Annotated in this window: 22 protein-coding genes; 5 read left to right on the top strand and 17 right to left on the bottom strand. The window is 65.6% G+C overall.

The features are described 5' to 3' along the window. Positions 1–13 precede the first annotated feature (13 nt). The 12 genes from AC2EAL_RS07130 to AC2EAL_RS07075 form a co-directional block, all read right to left on the bottom strand. The gene (locus tag AC2EAL_RS07130; protein WP_484723505.1) at positions 14–1,315 is read right to left on the bottom strand and encodes an NAD(P)/FAD-dependent oxidoreductase; all 1,302 of its coding nucleotides are present in this window, start codon (positions 1,313–1,315) and stop codon (positions 14–16) included. Then, positions 1,315–2,670: a glutamine synthetase family protein gene (locus tag AC2EAL_RS07125; protein WP_484723504.1), complete on the bottom strand. Its 1,356-nt coding sequence runs from the start codon at positions 2,668–2,670 to the stop codon at positions 1,315–1,317. The genes AC2EAL_RS07130 and AC2EAL_RS07125 overlap by 1 nt, the downstream gene beginning before the upstream one ends. A 43-nt stretch (positions 2,671–2,713) precedes the next feature. Next, positions 2,714–3,418 carry a type 1 glutamine amidotransferase gene (locus tag AC2EAL_RS07120; RefSeq protein WP_484723503.1) on the bottom strand — a complete coding sequence of 235 codons (705 nt, stop codon included), beginning with the start codon at positions 3,416–3,418 and terminating at the stop codon, positions 2,714–2,716. 123 nt (positions 3,419–3,541) lie between these two features. Beyond that, a complete protein-coding gene (locus AC2EAL_RS07115; RefSeq protein ID WP_484723947.1) occupies positions 3,542–4,876 on the bottom strand; it encodes a glutamine synthetase family protein in 1,335 nt (444 codons plus the stop codon). Between the two features lie 187 nt (positions 4,877–5,063). Further along, on the bottom strand, positions 5,064–5,888 hold the full coding sequence (locus AC2EAL_RS07110; RefSeq protein WP_484723946.1) for an ABC transporter permease: 825 nt from the start codon (positions 5,886–5,888) through the stop codon (positions 5,064–5,066). A 76-nt stretch (positions 5,889–5,964) separates the two neighbouring features. Further along, the gene (locus AC2EAL_RS07105; RefSeq protein WP_484723502.1) at positions 5,965–6,843 is read right to left on the bottom strand and encodes an ABC transporter permease; all 879 of its coding nucleotides are present in this window, start codon (positions 6,841–6,843) and stop codon (positions 5,965–5,967) included. A 51-nt stretch (positions 6,844–6,894) separates the two neighbouring features. Continuing rightward, on the bottom strand, positions 6,895–7,647 hold the full coding sequence (locus AC2EAL_RS07100; RefSeq protein ID WP_484723501.1) for a transporter substrate-binding domain-containing protein: 753 nt from the start codon (positions 7,645–7,647) through the stop codon (positions 6,895–6,897). Between the two features lie 35 nt (positions 7,648–7,682). Next, on the bottom strand, positions 7,683–8,393 hold the full coding sequence (locus AC2EAL_RS07095) for a substrate-binding periplasmic protein (RefSeq protein ID WP_484723500.1): 711 nt from the start codon (positions 8,391–8,393) through the stop codon (positions 7,683–7,685). Then, positions 8,393–9,175, bottom strand: a complete 783-nt coding sequence (locus AC2EAL_RS07090) for an ABC transporter ATP-binding protein (protein WP_484723499.1) — start codon at positions 9,173–9,175, stop codon at positions 8,393–8,395. Before AC2EAL_RS07090 ends, AC2EAL_RS07095 begins: the two co-directional genes overlap by 1 nt. Positions 9,176–9,277: 102 nt before the next feature. Continuing rightward, positions 9,278–10,051: a phosphate/phosphite/phosphonate ABC transporter substrate-binding protein gene (locus tag AC2EAL_RS07085; protein ID WP_484723498.1), complete on the bottom strand. Its 774-nt coding sequence runs from the start codon at positions 10,049–10,051 to the stop codon at positions 9,278–9,280. After that, positions 10,048–10,482 (bottom strand): tellurite resistance TerB family protein, encoded by a 435-nt coding sequence (locus AC2EAL_RS07080; protein ID WP_484723497.1) that lies wholly within the window; start codon positions 10,480–10,482, stop codon positions 10,048–10,050. Before AC2EAL_RS07080 ends, AC2EAL_RS07085 begins: the two co-directional genes overlap by 4 nt. A 10-nt stretch (positions 10,483–10,492) precedes the next feature. Further along, entirely contained in the window at positions 10,493–11,290 is a 798-nt protein-coding gene (locus AC2EAL_RS07075; protein ID WP_484723496.1) for a 23S rRNA (adenine(2030)-N(6))-methyltransferase RlmJ, read from the bottom strand. Positions 11,291–11,383: 93 nt separating this feature from the next. On the opposite strand from AC2EAL_RS07075, the gene AC2EAL_RS07070 reads away from it, so the two are divergent. Next, a complete protein-coding gene (locus AC2EAL_RS07070; protein ID WP_484723495.1) occupies positions 11,384–12,046 on the top strand; it encodes a TerC family protein in 663 nt (220 codons plus the stop codon). A 188-nt stretch (positions 12,047–12,234) separates the two neighbouring features. Further along, positions 12,235–12,702 (top strand): META domain-containing protein, encoded by a 468-nt coding sequence (locus tag AC2EAL_RS07065; RefSeq protein WP_484723494.1) that lies wholly within the window; start codon positions 12,235–12,237, stop codon positions 12,700–12,702. 422 nt (positions 12,703–13,124) lie between these two features. On the opposite strand, the gene pyrG is transcribed toward AC2EAL_RS07065, so the two are convergent. The 5 genes from pyrG to AC2EAL_RS07040 all read right to left on the bottom strand — a co-directional run bounded on the left by pyrG (position 13,125) and on the right by AC2EAL_RS07040 (position 16,791). After that, a complete protein-coding gene (gene pyrG, locus AC2EAL_RS07060; RefSeq protein WP_484723493.1) occupies positions 13,125–14,768 on the bottom strand; it encodes a CTP synthase in 1,644 nt (547 codons plus the stop codon). 151 nt (positions 14,769–14,919) lie between these two features. Further along, positions 14,920–15,324: a preprotein translocase subunit SecG gene (secG, locus tag AC2EAL_RS07055; RefSeq protein WP_484723492.1), complete on the bottom strand. Its 405-nt coding sequence runs from the start codon at positions 15,322–15,324 to the stop codon at positions 14,920–14,922. A gap of 212 nt (positions 15,325–15,536) precedes the next feature. Then, positions 15,537–15,923 carry a VOC family protein gene (locus AC2EAL_RS07050; protein ID WP_484723491.1) on the bottom strand — a complete coding sequence of 129 codons (387 nt, stop codon included), beginning with the start codon at positions 15,921–15,923 and terminating at the stop codon, positions 15,537–15,539. Further along, positions 15,916–16,311, bottom strand: a complete 396-nt coding sequence (locus AC2EAL_RS07045; protein WP_484723490.1) for a DUF6524 family protein — start codon at positions 16,309–16,311, stop codon at positions 15,916–15,918. The genes AC2EAL_RS07050 and AC2EAL_RS07045 overlap by 8 nt, the downstream gene beginning before the upstream one ends. A 96-nt stretch (positions 16,312–16,407) precedes the next feature. Next, positions 16,408–16,791 (bottom strand): hypothetical protein, encoded by a 384-nt coding sequence (locus tag AC2EAL_RS07040; RefSeq protein ID WP_484723489.1) that lies wholly within the window; start codon positions 16,789–16,791, stop codon positions 16,408–16,410. A gap of 95 nt (positions 16,792–16,886) precedes the next feature. Between AC2EAL_RS07040 and AC2EAL_RS07035 the strand changes: the two genes are divergently transcribed. The 3 genes from AC2EAL_RS07035 to AC2EAL_RS07025 all read left to right on the top strand — a co-directional run bounded on the left by AC2EAL_RS07035 (position 16,887) and on the right by AC2EAL_RS07025 (position 18,913). Next, complete coding sequence (locus tag AC2EAL_RS07035) at positions 16,887–17,201, top strand: winged helix-turn-helix transcriptional regulator (RefSeq protein ID WP_484723488.1); 315 nt, start codon at positions 16,887–16,889, stop codon at positions 17,199–17,201. A gap of 74 nt (positions 17,202–17,275) precedes the next feature. Beyond that, positions 17,276–18,568 (top strand): adenylosuccinate synthase, encoded by a 1,293-nt coding sequence (locus tag AC2EAL_RS07030; protein ID WP_484723487.1) that lies wholly within the window; start codon positions 17,276–17,278, stop codon positions 18,566–18,568. A gap of 90 nt (positions 18,569–18,658) precedes the next feature. Further along, entirely contained in the window at positions 18,659–18,913 is a 255-nt protein-coding gene (locus AC2EAL_RS07025; RefSeq protein WP_484723486.1) for a DUF2842 domain-containing protein, read from the top strand. The last annotated feature ends 12 nt before the right edge of the window (positions 18,914–18,925 follow it).

Raw genomic sequence — 18,925 nt, 5'->3', positions numbered from 1 at the left:
AGCTGGGGCGCGGTCAAAGCCCCAGCCGGTCCCGCATCGCGTACCAGGTCATCGCGGTGACGAGGAGCGGCCAGCGGAAGGCTGCGCCGCCGGGGAAGCGGTACTGCGGGAGGGACGCCATCAGGTCGAAGCGTTCCATCTGACCTGCGGTGGCTTCGGCCATGAGCTTGCCTGCGAGGGTGGCCATCGCGACCCCGTGGCCGGAATAGCCGGAGGCGGAGAGGATGTTCTGGCCGGGGCGAGTGAAGCAGGGCATGCGGTTCACCGTGATCGCCAGCGTGCCGCCCCAGGCATAGTCGATCCGGGTCTTGGCCAGCTGCGGGTAGACCTGCAGCATGGGTTTCGAGACGGTCTTGATGATGTCGGGGAAGCGGTAGCCGTAGGACTCACCGCCGCCGAAGAGCAGGCGGTTGTCCTCGGATAGCCGCCAGTAGTTCACGACGAAGCGCGTATCGGCGACGGCGACGGGTTCGGAGAGGATATCCTTCGCCCGTTCACCCAAAGGTTCAGTTGCGACGATGAAGTTGTTGATCGGCATGACTTTTGCCGAAACCTTGGGGGAAAGCTGGCCAAGGTAGCCGTTCCCCGCCAGGATCACCGCGGCGCAGTCGACATGCCCCGAAGGCGTGCGAACCACGGGGCGGGGCCCCGGTTCGACCCGGTGGACTTCGCTGAGTTCGTGGATGCGCACACCTGCCTTGGCGGCCGCCTGCGCGAGGCCGATGGCGTAGTTCAAAGGGTGCAGATGGCCCGCGTCGCGGTCGATTTCGCCGCCGACATATTCGGTCGATCCGATCAGGCGGCGGATGCCGGTTCTGTCCAGGGATTCAAGGTGCTGGTAGCCGTAGTCGCGCCGGAGCTTTTCCGCGTAAGCGTGGGTGTCGCGGACCTCGGCCTCGGTGCGGCAGGCGTGGGCGATGCCGGGGTGGAAGGTGACCGGCATGGCATGGTCACGCACCAGGGTCTTGACCAGGGTCTTGGCTTCCTCGGCGAGGTCCCAAAGCCGGTGAGCGTTCTCCTTTCCCACGGTCTTTTCGACCCAGACCTGATCCTGCCGCTGACCGCTGCCGACCTGACCGCCGTTGCGCCCCGAGGCGCCGAAGCCCACCCGGTGCGCTTCCAGAAGGACGACGTCATAGCCCTTCTGCTTGAGGTGCAGCGCCGCGGAAAGGCCGGTATACCCCCCGCCCACGATGCAGACATCGGCTTTCACTGCCCCTTTCAGGATCGGAAACCTGTCCAAGGGCGCGGCGGTCGCGGCATAGTAGCTGGCGGGGTATTCGCCCCGCCGGTCGTTCACATGGAGCAGATTCATCAGACGTTGAGGAGCAGATGCTCCCTCTCCCACGGGCTGATGACTTGCAGGAACTCTTTGTATTCGTTGCGCTTCACAGAATCGTAGACCTTGATGAAGTCGACGCCGACCACCTCGTGAAGGGCGGTGTCCTCTTCCAGCATGTCCAGCGCATCGCCGAGGTTGGCCGGGATGTCCTCGTTGTCGACATAGGCCGAGCCGGTGAATTCCGGCCGGGCCTGGGTCTTGTTCATCAGGCCCAGATAGCCGCAGGCCAGCGTTGCGGCGATCCCGAGATAGGGATTGCAGTCCATCCCCGGCAGGCGGTTTTCCACGCGCCGGGCGGCCGAGGACGAGATCGGGATGCGCAGGCCGGTGGTCCGGTTGTCGCGGCCCCATTCCAGGTTGATCGGGGCGGCGAAGTCGGGAACGTAGCGGCGGTAGCTGTTCACGTAAGGCGCGAACAGGGCGACGGCGGCACCAAGGTGCTTCTGCAAGCCGCCGATGAAGTGCATGAAGGCTTCCGTCTCCACCCCCTTTGGCCCGGCGAAGATGTTCTTGCCGGTCTTGGTGTCCACGACCGAGGTGTGGATGTGCATGGCGGACCCGGGCTCACCCGCGATGGGCTTGGCCATGAAGGTGGCAAAGCAGTCGTGCCGCAGGGCCGCCTCGCGGATCAGGCGCTTGAAGAAGAAGACGTCGTCGGCAAGCCGGACCGGATCGCCGTGGGCGAGGTTCAGCTCGATCTGGCCTGCGCCGCCCTCCTGCAGGATGCCGTCGATCTCCAGGCCCTGGGCTTCGGCATAGTCGTAGATGTCGTCGATGACCTTGCCGTATTCGTCGACGGCGGACATCGAATAGGCCTGCTTGCCCGCTGCCCGGCGACCCGAGCGGCCCATCGGCGGGATCACCGGCATGTTCGGGTCGATGTTGCGGGCGGTCAGGAAGAATTCCATCTCGGGCGCGACGACGGGCCGCCAGCCTTGGGCGGCATAAAGGTCGACGATCCGGCGCAGCACGTTGCGCGGGCTGAAGGGGACAAGGTTGCCCTGCTGGTCCTTGGCGTCGTGGATCACCTGCAGGGTCACGTCGGCGGTCCAGGGCGCGGCGGTTGCGGTGGACCAGTCGGGTTCAAGGATCATGTCGGGTTCGGTGAAGGCGTCGAAGGGGTTGTCGGCCCATTCGCCGGTGATCGTCTGCAGGAAGATCGAGTTCGGCAGGAAGTAGTTGGTCTGCTTGGCGAATTTCGCCGCGGGCATCGCCTTGCCGCGCGCCACCCCGGCGATGTCGCCGATGATGCATTCCACTTCGTCTACCCGGCGGTTGCCGATGTAGTCGCGCGCTGCCTCGGGCAGCTGGTCGGTCCATTTGGACATAAGTCACACATTGTTGGGGGGTGGCCCCCGCGGCCGATCGGGATCAGGCGCGGAGCTTCTCGGCCCCAGATTTGGCTTGGTGGGTCAGGAAGAAGTCCGCGATCCGGTCGGCCATCGACGGGCTGTCGAGGTCCGTGTCGAGCCTTTGGGTGGCATCGGCAAGGAGCGCGTCGGGGACCAGACCCGGCCCCCGGTACTTGATCAGCCCCGCCATGAACTCCTTCTGGAATTCCGGGTGGGGCTGGACGGTGAACATGCGGTCGTCATAAAGCAGCGCCGCGTTTTCGCACATCGCGGTCGAGGCGAGGACTTTCGCCGTTTCCGGCTTTCTCACCACCTGGTCCTGGTGCCAGGCATTGAGCTTGTAGGTCCGGTCGCCGAAATCGTATTCGGTGGGCCCCACGGTCCAGCCGCCTGCGAATTTCTCGACCTTGCCGCCCATCGCCTGTGCGATGATCTGGTGGCCGAAGCAGATGCCGACCACCGGGACATGGGCTGCATAGGCCGCGCGGATGAAGTCCTCCAGCGGCGGAATCCAGTCGTGCGGCTCGTACGCGCCGAAGCGCGATCCGGTGATCAGCCAGCCGTCACACTCATGCACCGAGGCCGGGAACTCGTTCCGCAGGACCGCCCAGCGGCGGAAGGTCAGGCCCTTGCCCGCCAGCAGCGTCTCGAAGAAATCCGGGTAGTCGCCCTGATGGCGCAGCGCGTCGGGGCTTTCGCCGGTCTGGAGAATGCCGATCTGCATCTTGGGTAGCCTTCGGTTTTCTTCAAGGTGGGCGCGAGTAGGGGGCTTGGTCAAGGGGGGCTCGTCGTTCGCCTTCGGCTTCTCCTCGCAAGGCGACGAGGGCCGAAGGCCAACGAGGAGCGGTCAGACCGTGTCGAGATAGAGTTCCACCCGCTCTTCGGGCGACAGCTCGGCGATGTAATGCAACTCCTGCCGCTTGGTCTGCACCAGGTTGCGGATCAGGTCCTTCGGCAGGAAGCGGTAGAGGATGTCCGAATGCTCGAACGCGTCGATCGCTGCTTCCCAGCTGTCAGGGATCTGCGGCAGGTCCATCGCATAGGCGTTGCCGGTGATCGGCGCCGGCGGTTCCTTCTGGTCTTCGAGGCCCGACAGCGCCGCCCCGAGGATCGCGGCCAGCATCAGATAGGGGTTCACGTCGCCCCCCGCCACGCGATGCTCGATCCGCCGCGCCGATGGGTTGCCCGCCGGAATGCGGATCGCCGAGGTGCGGTTCTCATACCCCCAGCAGATCGCGGTCGGCGCGTGCTTGTCGGGGACCAGCCGGTCAAAGCTGTTCAGGTGCGGCGCGAACAGAAGCGTCGAATCGTGCATCGCCTCCAGGCAGCCGGCCACGGCGTGGCGCAACTGCGCAGTGCCCTTGGGACCGCCGGAGTCAAAGATGTTGTCGCCCTTTTCGTCCAGCACCGAGAAATGCGTGTGCAGGCCCGAGCCCGAGTACTCCATGTACGGTTTCGCCATGAAGCTGGCGGCAAAGCCGTGGCGGCGGGCCAGGCCCTTGACCAGCATCTTGAACAGCCACGCATCATCGGCGGCGCGCAGCGCGTCGTCGCAATGCATCAGGTTCACCTCGAACTGGCCAAGCCCGGTTTCCGAGGTCGTGGTGTCGGCCGGAATGTCCATCGCCTCGCAGGCGTCGTAAAGGTCGGTGAAGAAGGTGTCGAAGGCGTCTAGCGCGCGGATCGACAGCGTCTCGGCCGCCTTGCGCCGCTTGCCCGAGCGGGGGCTGGGCGGGACCTGCAGAGTCTTGCCGCTGTCGTCGATCAGGAAGAACTCCAGCTCCATCGCGCAGACCGGGGTCAGGCCGCGCGCCTTGTAGCGCTGGACGACGGCGTTCAACGCGTGGCGGGGGTCGCCCTCGTAAGGTTGCCCGTTTTCGCGGAACATCCAGATCGGGAGGAGCGCGGTCGGGGCCTCCAGCCAGGGCATCGGCATGAAGCCGCGTTCGGTGGGTTTCAGGACGCCATCGGCATCGCCCTGCTCAAAGACCAGCGGGCTGTCGTCGATATCCTCGCCCCAGATGTCGAGGTTCAGGATCGAGAAGGGGAACCGCGTCCCATCCTTCACGACCTTTTCCGCAAAGCGGGCCGGCACGCGCTTGCCGCGGGCCTGACCGTTCAGGTCGGCAGCGGCCACCCGGATTGTGCGCACATCGGGGTGCTTTCTCAGGTAGTCTTTCATATTCATGTCGTTACGAGGTCAGGGCACGGCTCCCGCGCCCGCAGCCAGCCGTGGCTGCCTCATGCGCAGGTTCGGACCATGCCCTTGGCCCTTCCCCTGATTTGATCGCCTCGCCCCGCAGGCCTTCTTTTCGGCGTTTCCACGGGGTCCGGGCGGGTGCCCGGATAATTTGATCAAAAGTAGCCTACTACCGGATCAGGTTCGGACGCAAGCGGATTCTGGCGCGCGCGTTGGACGGCAGATGCCGGTTCAGCCGTCGGTTCACCAGGCCATAGACAAAGGTCACGACCAGGGTCAGCAGGATGAAGTAGAAGGCGACGATCGGGTAGGGGATGAAGGGGTTGAAGGTCTTGTCGGCGAAATAGTTCGCGTAATAGAGCGCATCGCCCTTCTGCGCGAAGGCCGGGAAGCCCGAGAAATAGACCAGGGTCGTCGCGTGGAAGAGGAAGATCGCCTCGTTGGTATAGGCGGGCCAGCCCAGCCGCAGCATGGTCGGCCATTCGATGCGGATGAACTTCTTCCAGCCGGTCAGGCCATAGGCTTCGGCGGCCTCCAGGTCGCCCTTCGGGATCGACTTCAGCGCGCCGTGGAAGATTTCGGCGGAATAGGCGGCGGTGTTCAGGAACAGGACCAGCAGCGCCCCGGCCCAGGCCCGCGTGGTCCAGGAGGTGTTGATCTCGACCCCGAGGACGGTGAATTCCTTCGGCAACAGGACCAGCGCCTCGTAGGCCAGGAAGAACTGGATGAAGAGGGGCGAGCCGCGGAAGACGAAGACGAACCATTCGGCGGGCTTGCGGACCAACGGGTTCCGGGCGTTCTTCGCCAGCGCCACGGCATTGGCCAGGAAGAAGCCGAAGGTCAGGGCGAGGATGCCGAAGTAGAGATTCCAGATCAGGCCCGACCCGATCAGGGTGAACTGCTGGCACAGGGTGAAGTCGGACCGGGGCAACAGGTTCTCGCCGATCCCGATCGAACGCAGGCCATAGGCCTGGATGGTTTCCCAGCAGGTCATGCTCATGCGGCCGCCTCCCGCCCGGGCCAAATTCCTTCGAAGGAATTTGCAAAAGTCTTCGAAGACTTTTGGCCCCTCATGCCGCGGCCCTCCGCAGGGCTTCGCCGCCCGCTGTCGCCTGGCCGTGGCTGAGCTTGCGGGTGATCTTCGCGATGCCGATCTCGGAAATGCGGGTGAAGATCAGGTAGAAGACCAGAAGCCCCAGGAAGTACCAAAGCCGCCAGTCGCCGTGCGGGTATTCATAGGCCTGCGTCTTCGAGCCGCCCAGTTCCCGTGCGAAATAGACAATGTCTTTGACGCCCAGGAGGAACAGCAGCGGCGTGGCCTTGATCAGGATCATCCACAGGTTCCCCAGCCCCGGCAGCGCATAGACCCACATCTGCGGCACCAGGATGCGGCGGAAGACTTGCCCGCGGCTCATCCCGTAGGCCTCGGCGGTTTCCAGCTGCGCGCGGGGGACCGCCTGCATCGCGCCGTAGATCACGTTGGCGACAAAGGCCCCGAAGACGATGGCGAAGGTGACGACCGCCAGCATGAAGCCGTAGGCCTGGTGCCAGATCGCTGCGGACTTGCCCAGGGGGACCTTCGCCTCGGGGCAGACGCGGAATTCCAGCCCCTGCCAGGGCCATTCGTGGCTGTCGCAGACCACCCAGCTTTTCGAATACTCGATGGCCTGGTCCAGCGCGATGACGAAGAACAGGAAGAAGATGATGTCGGGCACCCCGCGCACCATCCAGATGTAGATCTTGCCCAGCCAGCTGACCGGCGCGATGTGCGACCGGGCGGCGGTGGCGCCCATGAAGCCCATGCCAAGTGCTGCTGGCGCGGTAATGGCGAGAAGGAGGAGGACCGTCAGGAAGGACCAGTAGAAATCGACATGCTTGGCCGAGGTGAAATAGCAGAGGTACCAGATCAGGCCCTCGATGGATTTCGGATCGGCGCAAGCGGAAAACATTCGCGGGTCCCGTTGTGGAAAGGGCGGGCCCGAAGGCCCGCCCGGTCAGGCTTAGCAGCCTTCCTTGCCCGCGTCGCCCCAGGTCTTTGCCTCGGGCCCGAAGTATTCGGCTTTGGTGATCATAGCATCCAGCGTGCCGTCGCATTTCATCGACTTGATCGCCGCGTCGAACTTGCCCCGGAGGTCGTCGTCGCTGTCCCGGAAGCCCAGGCCCACGCCGCCACCGATGGACTCTTCCTTCTCCAGCAGCACCAGCTCGCCACCCGATTCCGCCGCGATCGGCGCCAGGTAGTCCTTGTCGGCCAGCACGGCCACCGCTTCACCGTTCTTCACGGCGGCGACGGTTTCTTCCGGAGTGGCGTATTCGACGACGGTCATCCCGTTCTCGGCCACGAAGGCCGCCTGGATGGTCGAAGTCTGCGCCGCAACCGGGCCCGACATCAGGTCCGCATCCGCCGACAGCGCCAGATAGGCCGACGACGCCGGGGGCAGGTAGCCCTGGCTGAAGTCGATCACTTCCTCACGCTCGTCGGTGATGCTCATCCCGGCGATGATGACGTCATAGTTGCCCGACTGCAGGTTCGGGATGATCGAATCCCACTCGTTCGTCACCCACTCGCAGGTCAGGCCCGCGCGCTTGCAAAGCTCGTCGCCGAACTCGCGTTCAAAACCCGCAACCTCACCCGCGTCGTTGATGAAGTTGTAGGGAGGATAGGCGCCCTCGGTCCCGAGCCGCACCACATCCTGCGCGAAGGCCGCACCCGAGACGGCCACAAGGGCGGTTGCCAGAAGCAGTCTTTTCATCCGTAGTCTCCCCTATTGGATGGTTTTCATGCCGGTCACTCGAACCAGCGGTTTTCCAGGCTTGCAAGTGTTCCGTCGCGGCGCATCCCGTCAAGCGCGGTGTTCAGCGTATCCAGAAGCTGGCCATTGCCCTTGCAGACGGCCATGGCCACGCCCTCGTCCGGAACATGTTCCGAGTATAGGTAGTCGAACCCGTTCCCGGCGATGTAGTCACGGATATCCTGCCGTGTCTCGAACGGACCCAGCGCCAGGTCCGCCTCGCCTGCCAGCAGGGCTGCCAGTACCTCGGGCTCGGTCGAAAAGGCCATGTGGCGGTAGCCCATCTTGCGCAGGTGCGCCTCTTGCATGGTGCCGGACTGGACAGCGATCAGCGCCTTGGACGGTTCGGGCGCGCCGGGGCGGCCGATGTACCATTCCTCGGGATCGGTCGTGTGGTAGGTCTGGGTGAAATCCACCATCTCGCGGCGTTCTGGCGTCACGGCAATGCCGCCCAGGACAACGTCGAACTCTCCCGCCATGACCCCAGGGATCAGCTGGTCGAAGTTCGCCTGCGTCCAGGTGCAGCGCAGCACGGCGCGCAGGCAGACCTCGTCCATCAGGTCGCGCTCGAAGCCGGTGATCGTGCCGTCGGCGCTGAGATAGGTATAGGCCGGGAACGGAGCGTCGGTGGCGATCACCACCGGCTCTGACGCCGCCAGAACCAGACCGGCCATCAGCCCGGCAACCGTGCCGACACAATCCGCCATTAGGCGACCGTGGCCGACAAGAACCCGCGCAGGCGTTCGCTTTGCGGGTTGCCGAACAGGCTTTGCGGCGGACCCTGTTCCTCGATCTTGCCCTTGTGCAGGAAGATCACGTGGTCGGAACAGTCCGCCGCCAGCTTCATGTCATGCGTGACCAGAAGCATCGTCCGCCCCTCGTCGGCCAGCGCCTTGATCACGCGGACGACCTCCTGCTCAAGTTCCGGGTCCAGAGCGCTGGTCGGTTCATCGAACAAAAGCGCCCGCGGCTCCATACACAGCGCGCGCGCGATGGCCGCCCGCTGCTGTTGGCCGCCCGACAGCTGCGCGGGCCAGGCATCGCACTTGTCGCCGATCCCAACCTTGGCCAGGTAGTGCCGCGCCTTGGCCTCGACCTCTTTCGGGTCGCGCTTCAGCACGGTGACCGGGGCCTCCATCACGTTCTGCAGGATCGTCAGGTGGGACCAGAGGTTGAACTGCTGGAACACCATCGACAGGTTGGTGCGGATGCGGGTGACCTGGTCGCGGTCGGCCGGATGGCGGCCCATCCCTTCGCCCTTCCAGCGCACCGCCTCGCCCTCGAACCGGATCTCGCCCTGCTGGCTGTCCTCCAGAAGGTTGCAGCAGCGCAGAAGCGTCGACTTGCCCGACCCCGAGGACCCGATCAGCGACACGACATGCCCGCGGGGGGCCACCAGATCGACGCCCTTGAGCACCTCAAGGTGGCCATAGCTCTTGTGGAGGTCACGGATTTCGATGACCGGAGTGTCGGCTGGGGCGTCGGGCATAGCACACATGTCGCAAGCGATTTGGTCAGGCAGTAGGTAGCACTTCTTGCAGCAATGCAACGGTGATTTGGCTGGCTGCCCGGGGCATGATCGGTGATTTGATCAGATCAGCTCGGCAATTTGCTCGGGTGCGGGCGGATTGGGCACTGCGAGATAATCCGCGACGGGAATCCGCACCAGCCCCTTCAGCCGCAGGATTGCGCGGTCTGCAGGGCTCAGGGCCGCGATCGCCTCGCTTGTGGCGTCGAACAGGGGATCCGCGTCGCGTCCCGCCGCCGTGATCAGCGGCAAACCCGGCGTGGGCTTGGTCATCCCGACCACCTTCAGCTGTGCCGTGGCCGCTGGCTCCTGCGCCTGCATCAGCGCAAAGGTCACCACATCCAGCGCGGCGATTTCGGCCCGGCCCTCGGCCACGGCTGCGGCCGACAACCGGTGCGCGCCGGTTTGCACCGCGGGCAGCAGGCGCAGCCCCAGCCCGGCCGCATGGGTCTGCGGCGCGGCCCAACCGGACTGCGACAAGGGTTCGTTGTAGGCAAATCGCGCGCCGCCGAACTCGATCACATCGCGGCGCGGATCATCGGCCCGGGCCACGAAGACCGACCGGTAGTACCCCGGCGCGCAGCCCTCGATCCCGTAGTCGGGCGTGCCGACATAGGTCACGCGCTCATGCAGCCGCGCCCGGAACGGATAGCCGCAGGTCTGCGACACCAGCAGGTCGGGTGCGTCCCAGGTGTCCCAATAGGCTTGCTCTCCCCGGACCAGCGTCTCTGGTGCCTCCACACCCCTCCCGCGCAACCCCGTCCGGATCAGCGCCCAAAGCCTGTCATTCGCGGCCTGAGCGGGCCCGAAGTCATACATCCCCAGGCTGGCGATCATTCGCGTTCGGCCCTCTGCCGCGCCAGGGCCGAGTCCACATCCGTCAGCCCCAGCAGGTTCGCCACAAGCCGCATCAGCCGGTCCTCATGCGCCTCGCGCAGGTGATCGGCCAAAGCCACGGACCACAGTGCCGTCAACAGCTCGGCCCGATCCTCGACTGGAACGGCCTCTTTCAGGGCGCGGGTAAAGCGGACGGTGTCGGGGGCCTCGCTCTCCAGCGCCTCGGCTTCGGTCCGCAGCTTCGCCGTGGCGAAGGGGTCAAGCCCATAGCGGCGCGACAGCACGCGGTCGATCCGTTCGACCTCCTCGGCGGCGTAAAGCCCGTCGGTGCGGGCGATGCGGACCAACAGCGCCGCCAGCGCCAGCTGGGCGTCGGTTTCGGGAAGGCGGGCGGGTTCGGGGGCCAGAAGGCGGCGAAGAAGATCGATCATGCGGGTGAACCTAGGGCTTCGCGGGCGGCTTGGAAAGCCGGGCAAACCGGGATGTGAGCGCCTGCAGTTCTTCCTCCAGCCCATAGGGCGCATTGACGATGAAGAGGCCCGAGCCTTCCATCCGGTGCCCCTCACGCACCGGCGGGAAGCGGACCTCGTGCCGCAGGCCTTCTGGAAACGCGGCCTCCAGCGCCTTCAGCATCGGGCCATGCGCGCCGCCCTGCAGGATCGGATACCACAGTATCAGGATGCCCACGTTCCACTTGCGATGGATGTTGGCCATGTGGCGCGGGATCGCCTCGTAATCGGACTTCACCTCATAGGAGGGGTCGATCAGCATCAGCCCCCGGCGCGGGGTGGGCGGTGTCAGGGCGAGCGCCAGCTCGAACCCGTCGCGCTTGTGGACATGCGCGCCCCAGTCCTTTGCGACCGCTGTCAGCGCCGCATGCTCCTGCGGGTGCAACTCGGCCAGGTGGAGGCTGTCCGCCTCGCGCAGCCCCAAAGCCGCGATCAGGGGCGAGCCGGGATAGGCCCGCGCCCCGTACTGCGCCCGCGCTTCGTCAAGCCGCTGGCGGTAGGGGTGGTCCGGCGGAAACAGCGCCTCGGCCAGAGCGATCCCCTTGGCGGCCTCGCCGGTCTTCACCGCCTCTTCCGCGCCCAGGTCATAGACCCCGCGTCCGGCATGAGTCTCGATGTAGGTCAGCGGCTTGTCCTTGCGGGTCAGGTAGTCCAGCACCCAGGCCAGCACCGCGTGCTTCTGGACGTCGGCCAGGTTCCCGGCATGGTAGAGATGTTGGTAGGACAGCATGGCCTTGCCTAGCGATCTGCAGTCCTGCCTGCAACCGGGTTGATCCTCCGGAGTTGTAGGCGTAGGACCCACGAAAACGGCAAAGGGACAGTCATGGAAATCTTCACCTACGAGGGCTTCGTCGCCCTCATGCAGGTCATCGGCATCGATCTGGTGCTGGCTGGAGACAATGCCATCGTGATCGGCCTTGCCGCCGCGGGCCTGCCGAAAGAGCAGCGGGCCAAGGCGATCCTGGTCGGGATCGGCGCGGCGACGGTGATGCGGATCGGCTTCGCCCTGATCACGACGCAGCTTCTGGCGATCGTGGGCCTTCTGCTGGCTGGCGGCATCCTGCTTTTGTGGGTCTGCTGGAAGATGTGGCAGGAACTGCGGGCGGGGGCGCATCAGCATGACATCGAGGCGGTGGAGGCGCTGACCAACCAGGACCTCGATGCCGACAATGCCATCGCCGACGACGCGCCGAAGAAGACCTTCGCGCAGGCGGCGACCCAGATCGTGGTGGCGGACGTGTCGATGAGCCTCGACAACGTGCTGGCCGTCGCCGGGGCCGCGAAGGATCATCCGACCGTCCTGATCATCGGCCTCGCGCTGTCGATCGCGATGATGGGCCTTGCTGCGAGCTACATCGCGAACCTGCTGAACAAGTACCGCTGGATCGCCTACATCGGGCTTCTGATCATCCTCTACGTCGCGCTGAAGATGATGTGGGAGGGCTGGCACGAGGTAGAGCCGGTGGTCCTGGGTCTCTTGCACTGACCACGCAGGACAGGCCTGGTGACCTTCGGGAAATCAAGGGCTTGGCCCGGCGCGTTCAGGTGGACTTAACCAAGGGGCCGGGGCCACAAGCGCCTCGGCCCCTTCGCTTTCCGGGGGTGGGGAGGACCTGCCTTTCGCCCCGTGACCGGACATGGCACGGTTGCCCGGACCCTGCCGGAGTGCTGCCGATGTCCCGCCTGACCCCCCTTGCTGCTATCGTGGCCCTGCTGCTGCACAGCACTGCGGCCCAGGCCTGCAACCAGGCCGAGGCCCCACCCTTCGACGGCGGGGACGGCGGGTTCGAGGGCGGCGTCTCGGTCTCGGTCGGCCGGATCACCGACCGGACCTGGGAGCCGGTGACCATCGCCGGTGTGACGGTGCCAGAAGGGGCGGGCCTGTCGCTGACGGTCAGCTTCGAAGGGCAGGTCACCGGCACCACCGGCTGCAACCGGTTCAGCGGGACGGCGGACCTGGATGCCGGATGGATGCAGCTTGGCCCGCTGGCGGTGACGGAAATGGCCTGCGCAGAGCCGGAGAAGATGGAGCGCGAGGCCGCCTGGCTGAAGGCGCTGGGCGAGGCGAGGGGCTTCGTCGTCTCGCCTGAGGGGCTGTGGCTGACGCGCGAGGACGGGTCGGTGGCGGTGTGTTTGGGGTGAGGGGTGGGCGGTGCGCGCCAGCGCGCACCTTGCGAAATCACGAAAAAGGACGAACGACATAGCAAGACCCGAAGAGACTAGGGCCCAAATGTGCAAGTGCCCGAAACATCCTCAAAGGGCCAAACCGGTTCTGAACACTCCATGAATTTGTAGCGTCCAGCCCGAACCTCCACATGAATCCAGATGTCAGTTCCCGTGACTTCGCAGACCTTGCCACTTGGCCAAACGATGCTCGGATTCTCAATAGCGACTGCCCGTTCACAGTTTGCTTCGATCAGCTTTAGCTGCTGCTGATAGAACCGCTGGTTCGCGCTTAGTCCTAGAATAGCCAATGTGAGGAAAGAAAGACCGACGATTACACGCTTAGCCACCTTGCGCCTTTCCGGATCTCGAACTCAAAGAGGCAAGGCGTCGAAGCGGCGTCACACCAACCTCGCCCCCTCCACCGCCGCCCTGACAAAATCCGCGAACAGCGGGTGCGGCGCAAATGGCTTGGACTTCAGCTCGGGGTGGAACTGGACGCCGATGAACCAGGGGTGGTCCTTGACCTCGACGATCTCGGGGAGCCGCCCGTCCGGGGACATGCCAGAGAAGATCAGACCGCATTTCTCCAGCTGCTCGCGGTACTGGATATCGACCTCATAGCGGTGGCGGTGGCGTTCCTCGATGACGTTCGACCCATAGATACGGGCGACGGCGGACCCGTCCTTCAGGTTCGCGGTATAGGCCCCGAGCCGCATGGTGCCGCCCTTGGCGTCGTCGGCTTTCCGGCGCACCGTGTGGTTGCCCTGGACCCATTCCTTCAGGTGGTAAACCACGGGCGTGAAACGCTTTTCTCCAGCCTCGTGGTCGAACTCCTCGGACCCCGCGTTCTTCACGCCGACCAGGTTCCGCGCGGCCTCGATCACCGCCATCTGCATGCCAAGGCAGATGCCAAGATAGGGGACCTTCTTTTCCCGCGCGAAGGTGGCGGCCTTGATCTTGCCTTCGGTCCCGCGCTCGCCAAAGCCGCCGGGGACGAGGATGGCGTGGAAGTTTTCCAGGTACGGCGCCGGGTCTTCGCGCTCGAAGATCTCGGCGTCGATCCATTCGGCGCGGACCTTGGTGCGGTTCGCCATCCCGCCATGGGTCAGCGCCTCGGCGATGGATTTGTAGGCGTCTTCGAGTTGCGTGTACTTGCCGACGATGGCGACGCGGACCTCACCCTCGGGGTGGGTGATGCGGTCCATCACGTCTTCCCAGCGGGCGAGGTTGGGCTTTGGCGCAGGCGTGATGCCGAAGGCGTCGAGGACCGCCTGGTCAAGGCCCGCGCGGTGGTAGGCGAGGGGGGCCTCGTAGATCGTCTTCAGGTCATAGGCGGGGACGACGGCCTGTTTGCGGACATTGCAGAAGAGGGCGATCTTTTCGAGTTCCCGCTCGGGGATTGGGTGTTCGGACCGGCAGACGAGGACGTCGGGGGCAAGGCCGATGCTTTGCAGTTCCTTGACCGAGTGCTGGGTGGGCTTGGTCTTCAGCTCTCCGCTGGCCGAGAGGTAGGGCAGCAGCGTCAGGTGCATCAGGATCGACTGGCCGCGCGGGCGTTCGTGGATGAACTGGCGGATCGATTCAAAGAACGGCAGGCCCTCGATGTCGCCGACCGTGCCGCCGATCTCGCACAGCATGAAGTCGACCTCATCGTCGCCGATGCGCAGGAAGTCCTTGATTTCGTTTGTGACGTGCGGGATGACCTGGATGGTTTTTCCGAGGTAGTCGCCACGGCGTTCCTTCTCCAGCACGTTGGAATAGATCCGGCCGGAGGAGATGGAGTCGGTGGTCCGCGCGTGGACGCCGGTGAAGCGCTCGTAATGCCCGAGGTCGAGGTCGGTCTCGGCCCCGTCGTCGGTGACGAAGACTTCGCCATGCTCGAACGGCGACATCGTGCCGGGGTCGACGTTAAGGTAGGGGTCAAGCTTGCGAAGTCGGACAGTGTAGCCGCGGGCCTGCAGAAGCGCGCCGAGGGCTGCAGAGGCGAGGCCCTTGCCGAGGGAGGAAACGACGCCGCCGGTGATGAAGATGTAACGCGCCAAGGCGGGACTCCCGTGTTTTCAGGCGCGATTCGGATCGGGTGGAATCGCGGCACCACGGGAGTCGAGGTATAGCGACTACCGCAAGGGTTAGCAACGCCTGCCCGCTAGATCATGCGGGCAGGAGAGGTGTCATCTGCAAGCAGTTGTAGGATCAGGGGTTCGTGGCCGGGGCGGCCGGTTCGTCGGCGCGCGGCGGGGTCGCGGGCGCGTCGCCCGTGGTGCCGGGCAGCGTCAGGTCGGTGCCGGCAAGGCCGCCGCCGGTCGCGGGCAGGTCGGTCGCCGGGGCCTCGGCCGGGGCATCGGTGGCGGTATCGACGACCGAGCCGCCCTCATCGCCACGGGTGGCAAGGATCGTCAGGGTGATCGAGGTCACGATGAAGGCAGAGGCGAAGACCCAGGTCAGCTTGGAGAGCGCCGTGGCCGCGCCCCGGGCCGACATGGTGCCGCTGCCGCCACCGCCCATGCCCAGTCCGCCGCCTTCCGAGCGCTGCATGAGCACGACGCCGATCAGAAGAAGGGCAAGGATCAGGTGGATGGTGAGGACGACGTTTTCCAAGGACAAGCTCCGGCGGGCTTCTGGGCGGCTGACGCGCCTATCTAGGCGGAAGGGGGCCAAGGTGCAAGGGTTCCCGGTCGGGGGAGCCGTCCTCGGGGCATCGAACCCCTCGGACGGCGCTGCCGCGGCACCGTTTCCTGGCGGGGCGCGTGGGGAGTGCGGCGGATGCCTCCGGCGGGAGTATTTGAGCCAAGGGCAAATGTAGGCGTGAGTCAGCCTTCGTGGACGGCGGACAGCTTGTTGCCATCCGGGTCGCGGACGTAGGCCGCATAGAAGGCGGGGCCGTAGGGGCGCAGGCCGGGTGCGCCTTCGTCACTGCCGCCGTGGGCAAGGGCGGCTTTGTGGAAGGCTTTCACGGCCTCCTGGCTGGGGGCGACAAGCGCGGGCATCGAACCGTTGCCGACGGTGGCTGGCTGGCCGTCGAAGGGGAGCGTGATCCAGAGCCGGGTGCGGTGGTCGGAGGGGAAGCCGTAGCCCACTTCAGTTGCCTCGGACGCGCGGCGGACGAGGCCCAGGGGCGCGAGGGCTGCGTCGTAGAACCGGGTCGCGCGGGAAAGGTCATTGGTCCCGAGCGTGAGGTAGAGGAAGGTCTCAGCCATCGACCTCATCCGTGGTCTGCTGGCCCGAGAGGCGCTGGCGGAGGATCGACCAGCTCATCCCGACACCCAGGATCAGCGACAGGACGATGAGGGCCAGCCAGGTGTTCAGGGCGGAATTGTCGAGGCCGAGGAGGCCCCAGTCGGTCAGCACCCAAAGGCCCGCGGCGAAGATCGCGGCGATGATCAGCGCGCCAAGGATGCCGATGGAGCGCATCGTGGCCACCAGGTAGACCATCGCGGCAACGCCGAGGATCAGGCCGGTGAAGACGATCAGCGGGGTCTGCTCGCCCCAGGCTTCGCGCGCCCAGGTGACGTAGTTCCACGCGGTCGGGTTGAAGATCGCGGCGAGGAGGAGAAAGGCGCCAAGCCAGCGGAGGAGAAAGCCCATGATGCCCTGCCCTTTGGATGTGGTCGGGCGGCACTGTAGACGGGCGACTGGTCCGGGCCAAGGCCCCGCGCCGGTTGGGCCGGCGCGGGGGCGGGGTCAGGCGGTGCGGAGGGCGGGGTCTGCCCGTAGGCACCACAGCAGGCCCGCCGTGAAGAGGGCGGCGTTGGTGGCGGGGAAGGCCGCGACCTCTACCGGTACGATCCCGGCCCCGACATAGGTCAGCGCCAGGGCCAGGTCTACCGCCTGGATCAGCGCCATGTTGGCGATCCAGAAGCGCGAAGGGTTTGCGGCGCGGGTGAGCACCACCATGCCGATCCCATAGGCCAGGAATCGCGCGCCCAGCATTCCGATCATGTAGCCGTTGTCGGGCGCGGGGACGGTCAGCCCCATCCACGCGAAGAACTGCAGCGGGGCAAATAGGGTCAGGGCGGCAAGGACCAGCTGCGAGGCGGCGATGATCCAGAGAAGCGGTTTGAGCATGTTTCAGGTCTCCGTTGGTTGGCTCTGGACGGGTTCTGCGCTGCTTGCTATAGAAAAGGAAGTAGTTACAAATTCTATAGCTGAAGAAAGTGCCGATGGACTGCAATCCCGACTGTCCGGTCGCCCGGGCGCATGAGGTCCTGGGCGGCAAGTGGACGACGCTGATCTTCCGCGACCTGATGGGCGGGACGCGGCGTTATTCGGAACTCATGCGCAGCCTGGACGGGATCAGCCCGCGGATGCTGGCCGAGCGGCTGAAGATGCTGGAGGCCGAGGGACTGGTCACCCGGACGGTGTTTCCCACCGTTCCTCCGACGACGGAATACGCGCTGACCGACCTCGGGCGCGGCATGGGGCCGGTGATCCAGGCCATGGCCGGGTTCGGTGCCGCATTGCAGGCGCGTCGTTAGGCGATTTGCAGGGTTTCGCTGCGCTCGCCCTGCCGATATACCCCGCGTGGTTTGTGACTGACTCGGGGAATGACATGGCCAACGTCGTCGTGGTGGGTGCGCAGTGGGGCGATGAGGGCAAGGGCAAGCTTGTGGACTGGCTGTCCGAACGCGCCGACGTCATCGCGCGGTTTCAGGGCGGGCACAACGCGGGCCATACGCTGGTCATCGGGAACACGGTCTACAAGCTGTCGCTCTTGCCTTCGGGGATCGTGCGCGGTGGCAAGCTGTCGGTCATCGGCAATGGCGTGGTGGTGGACCCCTGGCACCTGGTGGCCGAGATCGACAAGCTGCGCGGGCAGGGGGTGGACGTCTCGCCAGAGAACCTGATGCTGGCCGAGAATGCGAGCCTGATCCTGCCGATCCACGGCGAGTTGGACCGGGGCCGCGAGGCGCAGACGACGGTCGCAAAGATCGGCACCACGGGGCGCGGGATCGGCCCGGCCTATGAGGACAAGGTCGGCCGCCGGGCGATCCGCGTCGCGGACCTGTTCGATGCGGCGACGCTGGACACGCGGATCGGACGGCTGCTGACCCATCACAACGCGCTCCGCGCCGGGCTGGGGCTGGAGCCGGTGGACCCTGCCGCGCTGAAGGCGCAGCTTCTGGAGATCGCGCCGAAGCTGAAGCCCTATGCCGGGCCGGTCTGGAAAGTGCTGAACGAGGCACGGCGGGCGGGCAAGCGTATCCTCTTCGAAGGCGCGCAGGGTTCGCTTCTGGACATCGACTACGGGACCTACCCTTACGTGACCTCGTCCAACACCATCGCGGGGCAGGCGGCGACGGGGACGGGAGTGGGGCCGACCGCCATCGACTTCGTGCTGGGGATCGTGAAGGCCTATACGACGCGGGTCGGCGAAGGCCCGTTCCCGGCGGAACTGCACGATGCGGATGGCGAGCGGCTGGGCGAGCGGGGGCATGAGTTCGGCACCGTGACGGGGCGCAAGCGCCGCTGCGGCTGGTTCGATGCGGTCCTGGTACGGCAGACCTGTGCGACCTCGGGCGTGTCGGGCATCGCGCTGACCAAGCTTGACGTGCTCGACGGGTTCAAGACGCTGAAGATCTGCGTGGGGTATGAGCTTGACGGCAAGCGGATGGATTATCTGCCCATCGCCGCGGACGAACAGGCGCGCTGCCGGCCCATCTACGAAGAGATGGAAGGCTGGTCCGAAACCACCGCAGGCGCGCGGTCCTGGGCGCAGCTGCCCGGCGCGGCGATCAAGTATGTGCGGCGGATCGAGGAGTTGATCCAGTGCCCGGTCGCGCTACTGTCCACCTCGCCCGAGCGGGACGACACGATCCTGGTGACGGATCCCTTCGCGGATTGACGTGATGGCTCATCGTGCGGCTTCGCCTTCTCTTCGCAGCGCAGTGAGGAGCGACCGAAGGAAGCGAGGAGCGTCCCGGGGAGAGACGGAATGGCGTTAAGCTACAAGGCCCGGAGACGCTGGGCGCTGGTGATCCTGTTGATCGGCATGCCGCTTTATGTGGTGGTGGCGGTGAACCTGATCGACCTGTTCGACCGGCCATCCTTCCTGGTCGAACTGGTGATCTATGTGGGCCTGGGCTTTCTCTGGATCCTGCCGTTCCGCTTCATCTTCCGCGGCATCGGCCAGCCGGACCCCGATGCCCCCGAAACGCAAAAGACGGACGGGCAGGGCCCATCCGTCTGAATGCATGCCTGG

This window comes from Tabrizicola sp. T74 (assembly GCF_057219935.1).
The sequence above is the reverse complement of the archived record's forward strand: the minus strand, read 5'-3'. Positions and strand labels throughout refer to the sequence as shown.

Coding starts and splice junctions, on each gene's coding strand:
- AC2EAL_RS07130 (WP_484723505.1), bottom strand. CDS start 1,315: ATGAATCTGCTCCATGTGAACGACCGGCGGGGCGAATACCCCGCCAGC.
- AC2EAL_RS07125 (WP_484723504.1), bottom strand. CDS start 2,670: ATGTCCAAATGGACCGACCAGCTGCCCGAGGCAGCGCGCGACTACATC.
- AC2EAL_RS07120 (WP_484723503.1), bottom strand. CDS start 3,418: ATGCAGATCGGCATTCTCCAGACCGGCGAAAGCCCCGACGCGCTGCGC.
- AC2EAL_RS07115 (WP_484723947.1), bottom strand. CDS start 4,876: ATGAAAGACTACCTGAGAAAGCACCCCGATGTGCGCACAATCCGGGTG.
- AC2EAL_RS07110 (WP_484723946.1), bottom strand. CDS start 5,888: ATGACCTGCTGGGAAACCATCCAGGCCTATGGCCTGCGTTCGATCGGG.
- AC2EAL_RS07105 (WP_484723502.1), bottom strand. CDS start 6,843: ATGTTTTCCGCTTGCGCCGATCCGAAATCCATCGAGGGCCTGATCTGG.
- AC2EAL_RS07100 (WP_484723501.1), bottom strand. CDS start 7,647: ATGAAAAGACTGCTTCTGGCAACCGCCCTTGTGGCCGTCTCGGGTGCG.
- AC2EAL_RS07095 (WP_484723500.1), bottom strand. CDS start 8,393: ATGGCGGATTGTGTCGGCACGGTTGCCGGGCTGATGGCCGGTCTGGTT.
- AC2EAL_RS07090 (WP_484723499.1), bottom strand. CDS start 9,175: ATGCCCGACGCCCCAGCCGACACTCCGGTCATCGAAATCCGTGACCTC.
- AC2EAL_RS07085 (WP_484723498.1), bottom strand. CDS start 10,051: ATGATCGCCAGCCTGGGGATGTATGACTTCGGGCCCGCTCAGGCCGCG.
- AC2EAL_RS07080 (WP_484723497.1), bottom strand. CDS start 10,482: ATGATCGATCTTCTTCGCCGCCTTCTGGCCCCCGAACCCGCCCGCCTT.
- AC2EAL_RS07075 (WP_484723496.1), bottom strand. CDS start 11,290: ATGCTGTCCTACCAACATCTCTACCATGCCGGGAACCTGGCCGACGTC.
- AC2EAL_RS07070 (WP_484723495.1), top strand. CDS start 11,384: ATGGAAATCTTCACCTACGAGGGCTTCGTCGCCCTCATGCAGGTCATC.
- AC2EAL_RS07065 (WP_484723494.1), top strand. CDS start 12,235: ATGTCCCGCCTGACCCCCCTTGCTGCTATCGTGGCCCTGCTGCTGCAC.
- AC2EAL_RS07050 (WP_484723491.1), bottom strand. CDS start 15,923: ATGGCTGAGACCTTCCTCTACCTCACGCTCGGGACCAATGACCTTTCC.
- AC2EAL_RS07045 (WP_484723490.1), bottom strand. CDS start 16,311: ATGGGCTTTCTCCTCCGCTGGCTTGGCGCCTTTCTCCTCCTCGCCGCG.
- AC2EAL_RS07040 (WP_484723489.1), bottom strand. CDS start 16,791: ATGCTCAAACCGCTTCTCTGGATCATCGCCGCCTCGCAGCTGGTCCTT.
- AC2EAL_RS07035 (WP_484723488.1), top strand. CDS start 16,887: ATGGACTGCAATCCCGACTGTCCGGTCGCCCGGGCGCATGAGGTCCTG.
- AC2EAL_RS07030 (WP_484723487.1), top strand. CDS start 17,276: ATGGCCAACGTCGTCGTGGTGGGTGCGCAGTGGGGCGATGAGGGCAAG.
- AC2EAL_RS07025 (WP_484723486.1), top strand. CDS start 18,659: ATGGCGTTAAGCTACAAGGCCCGGAGACGCTGGGCGCTGGTGATCCTG.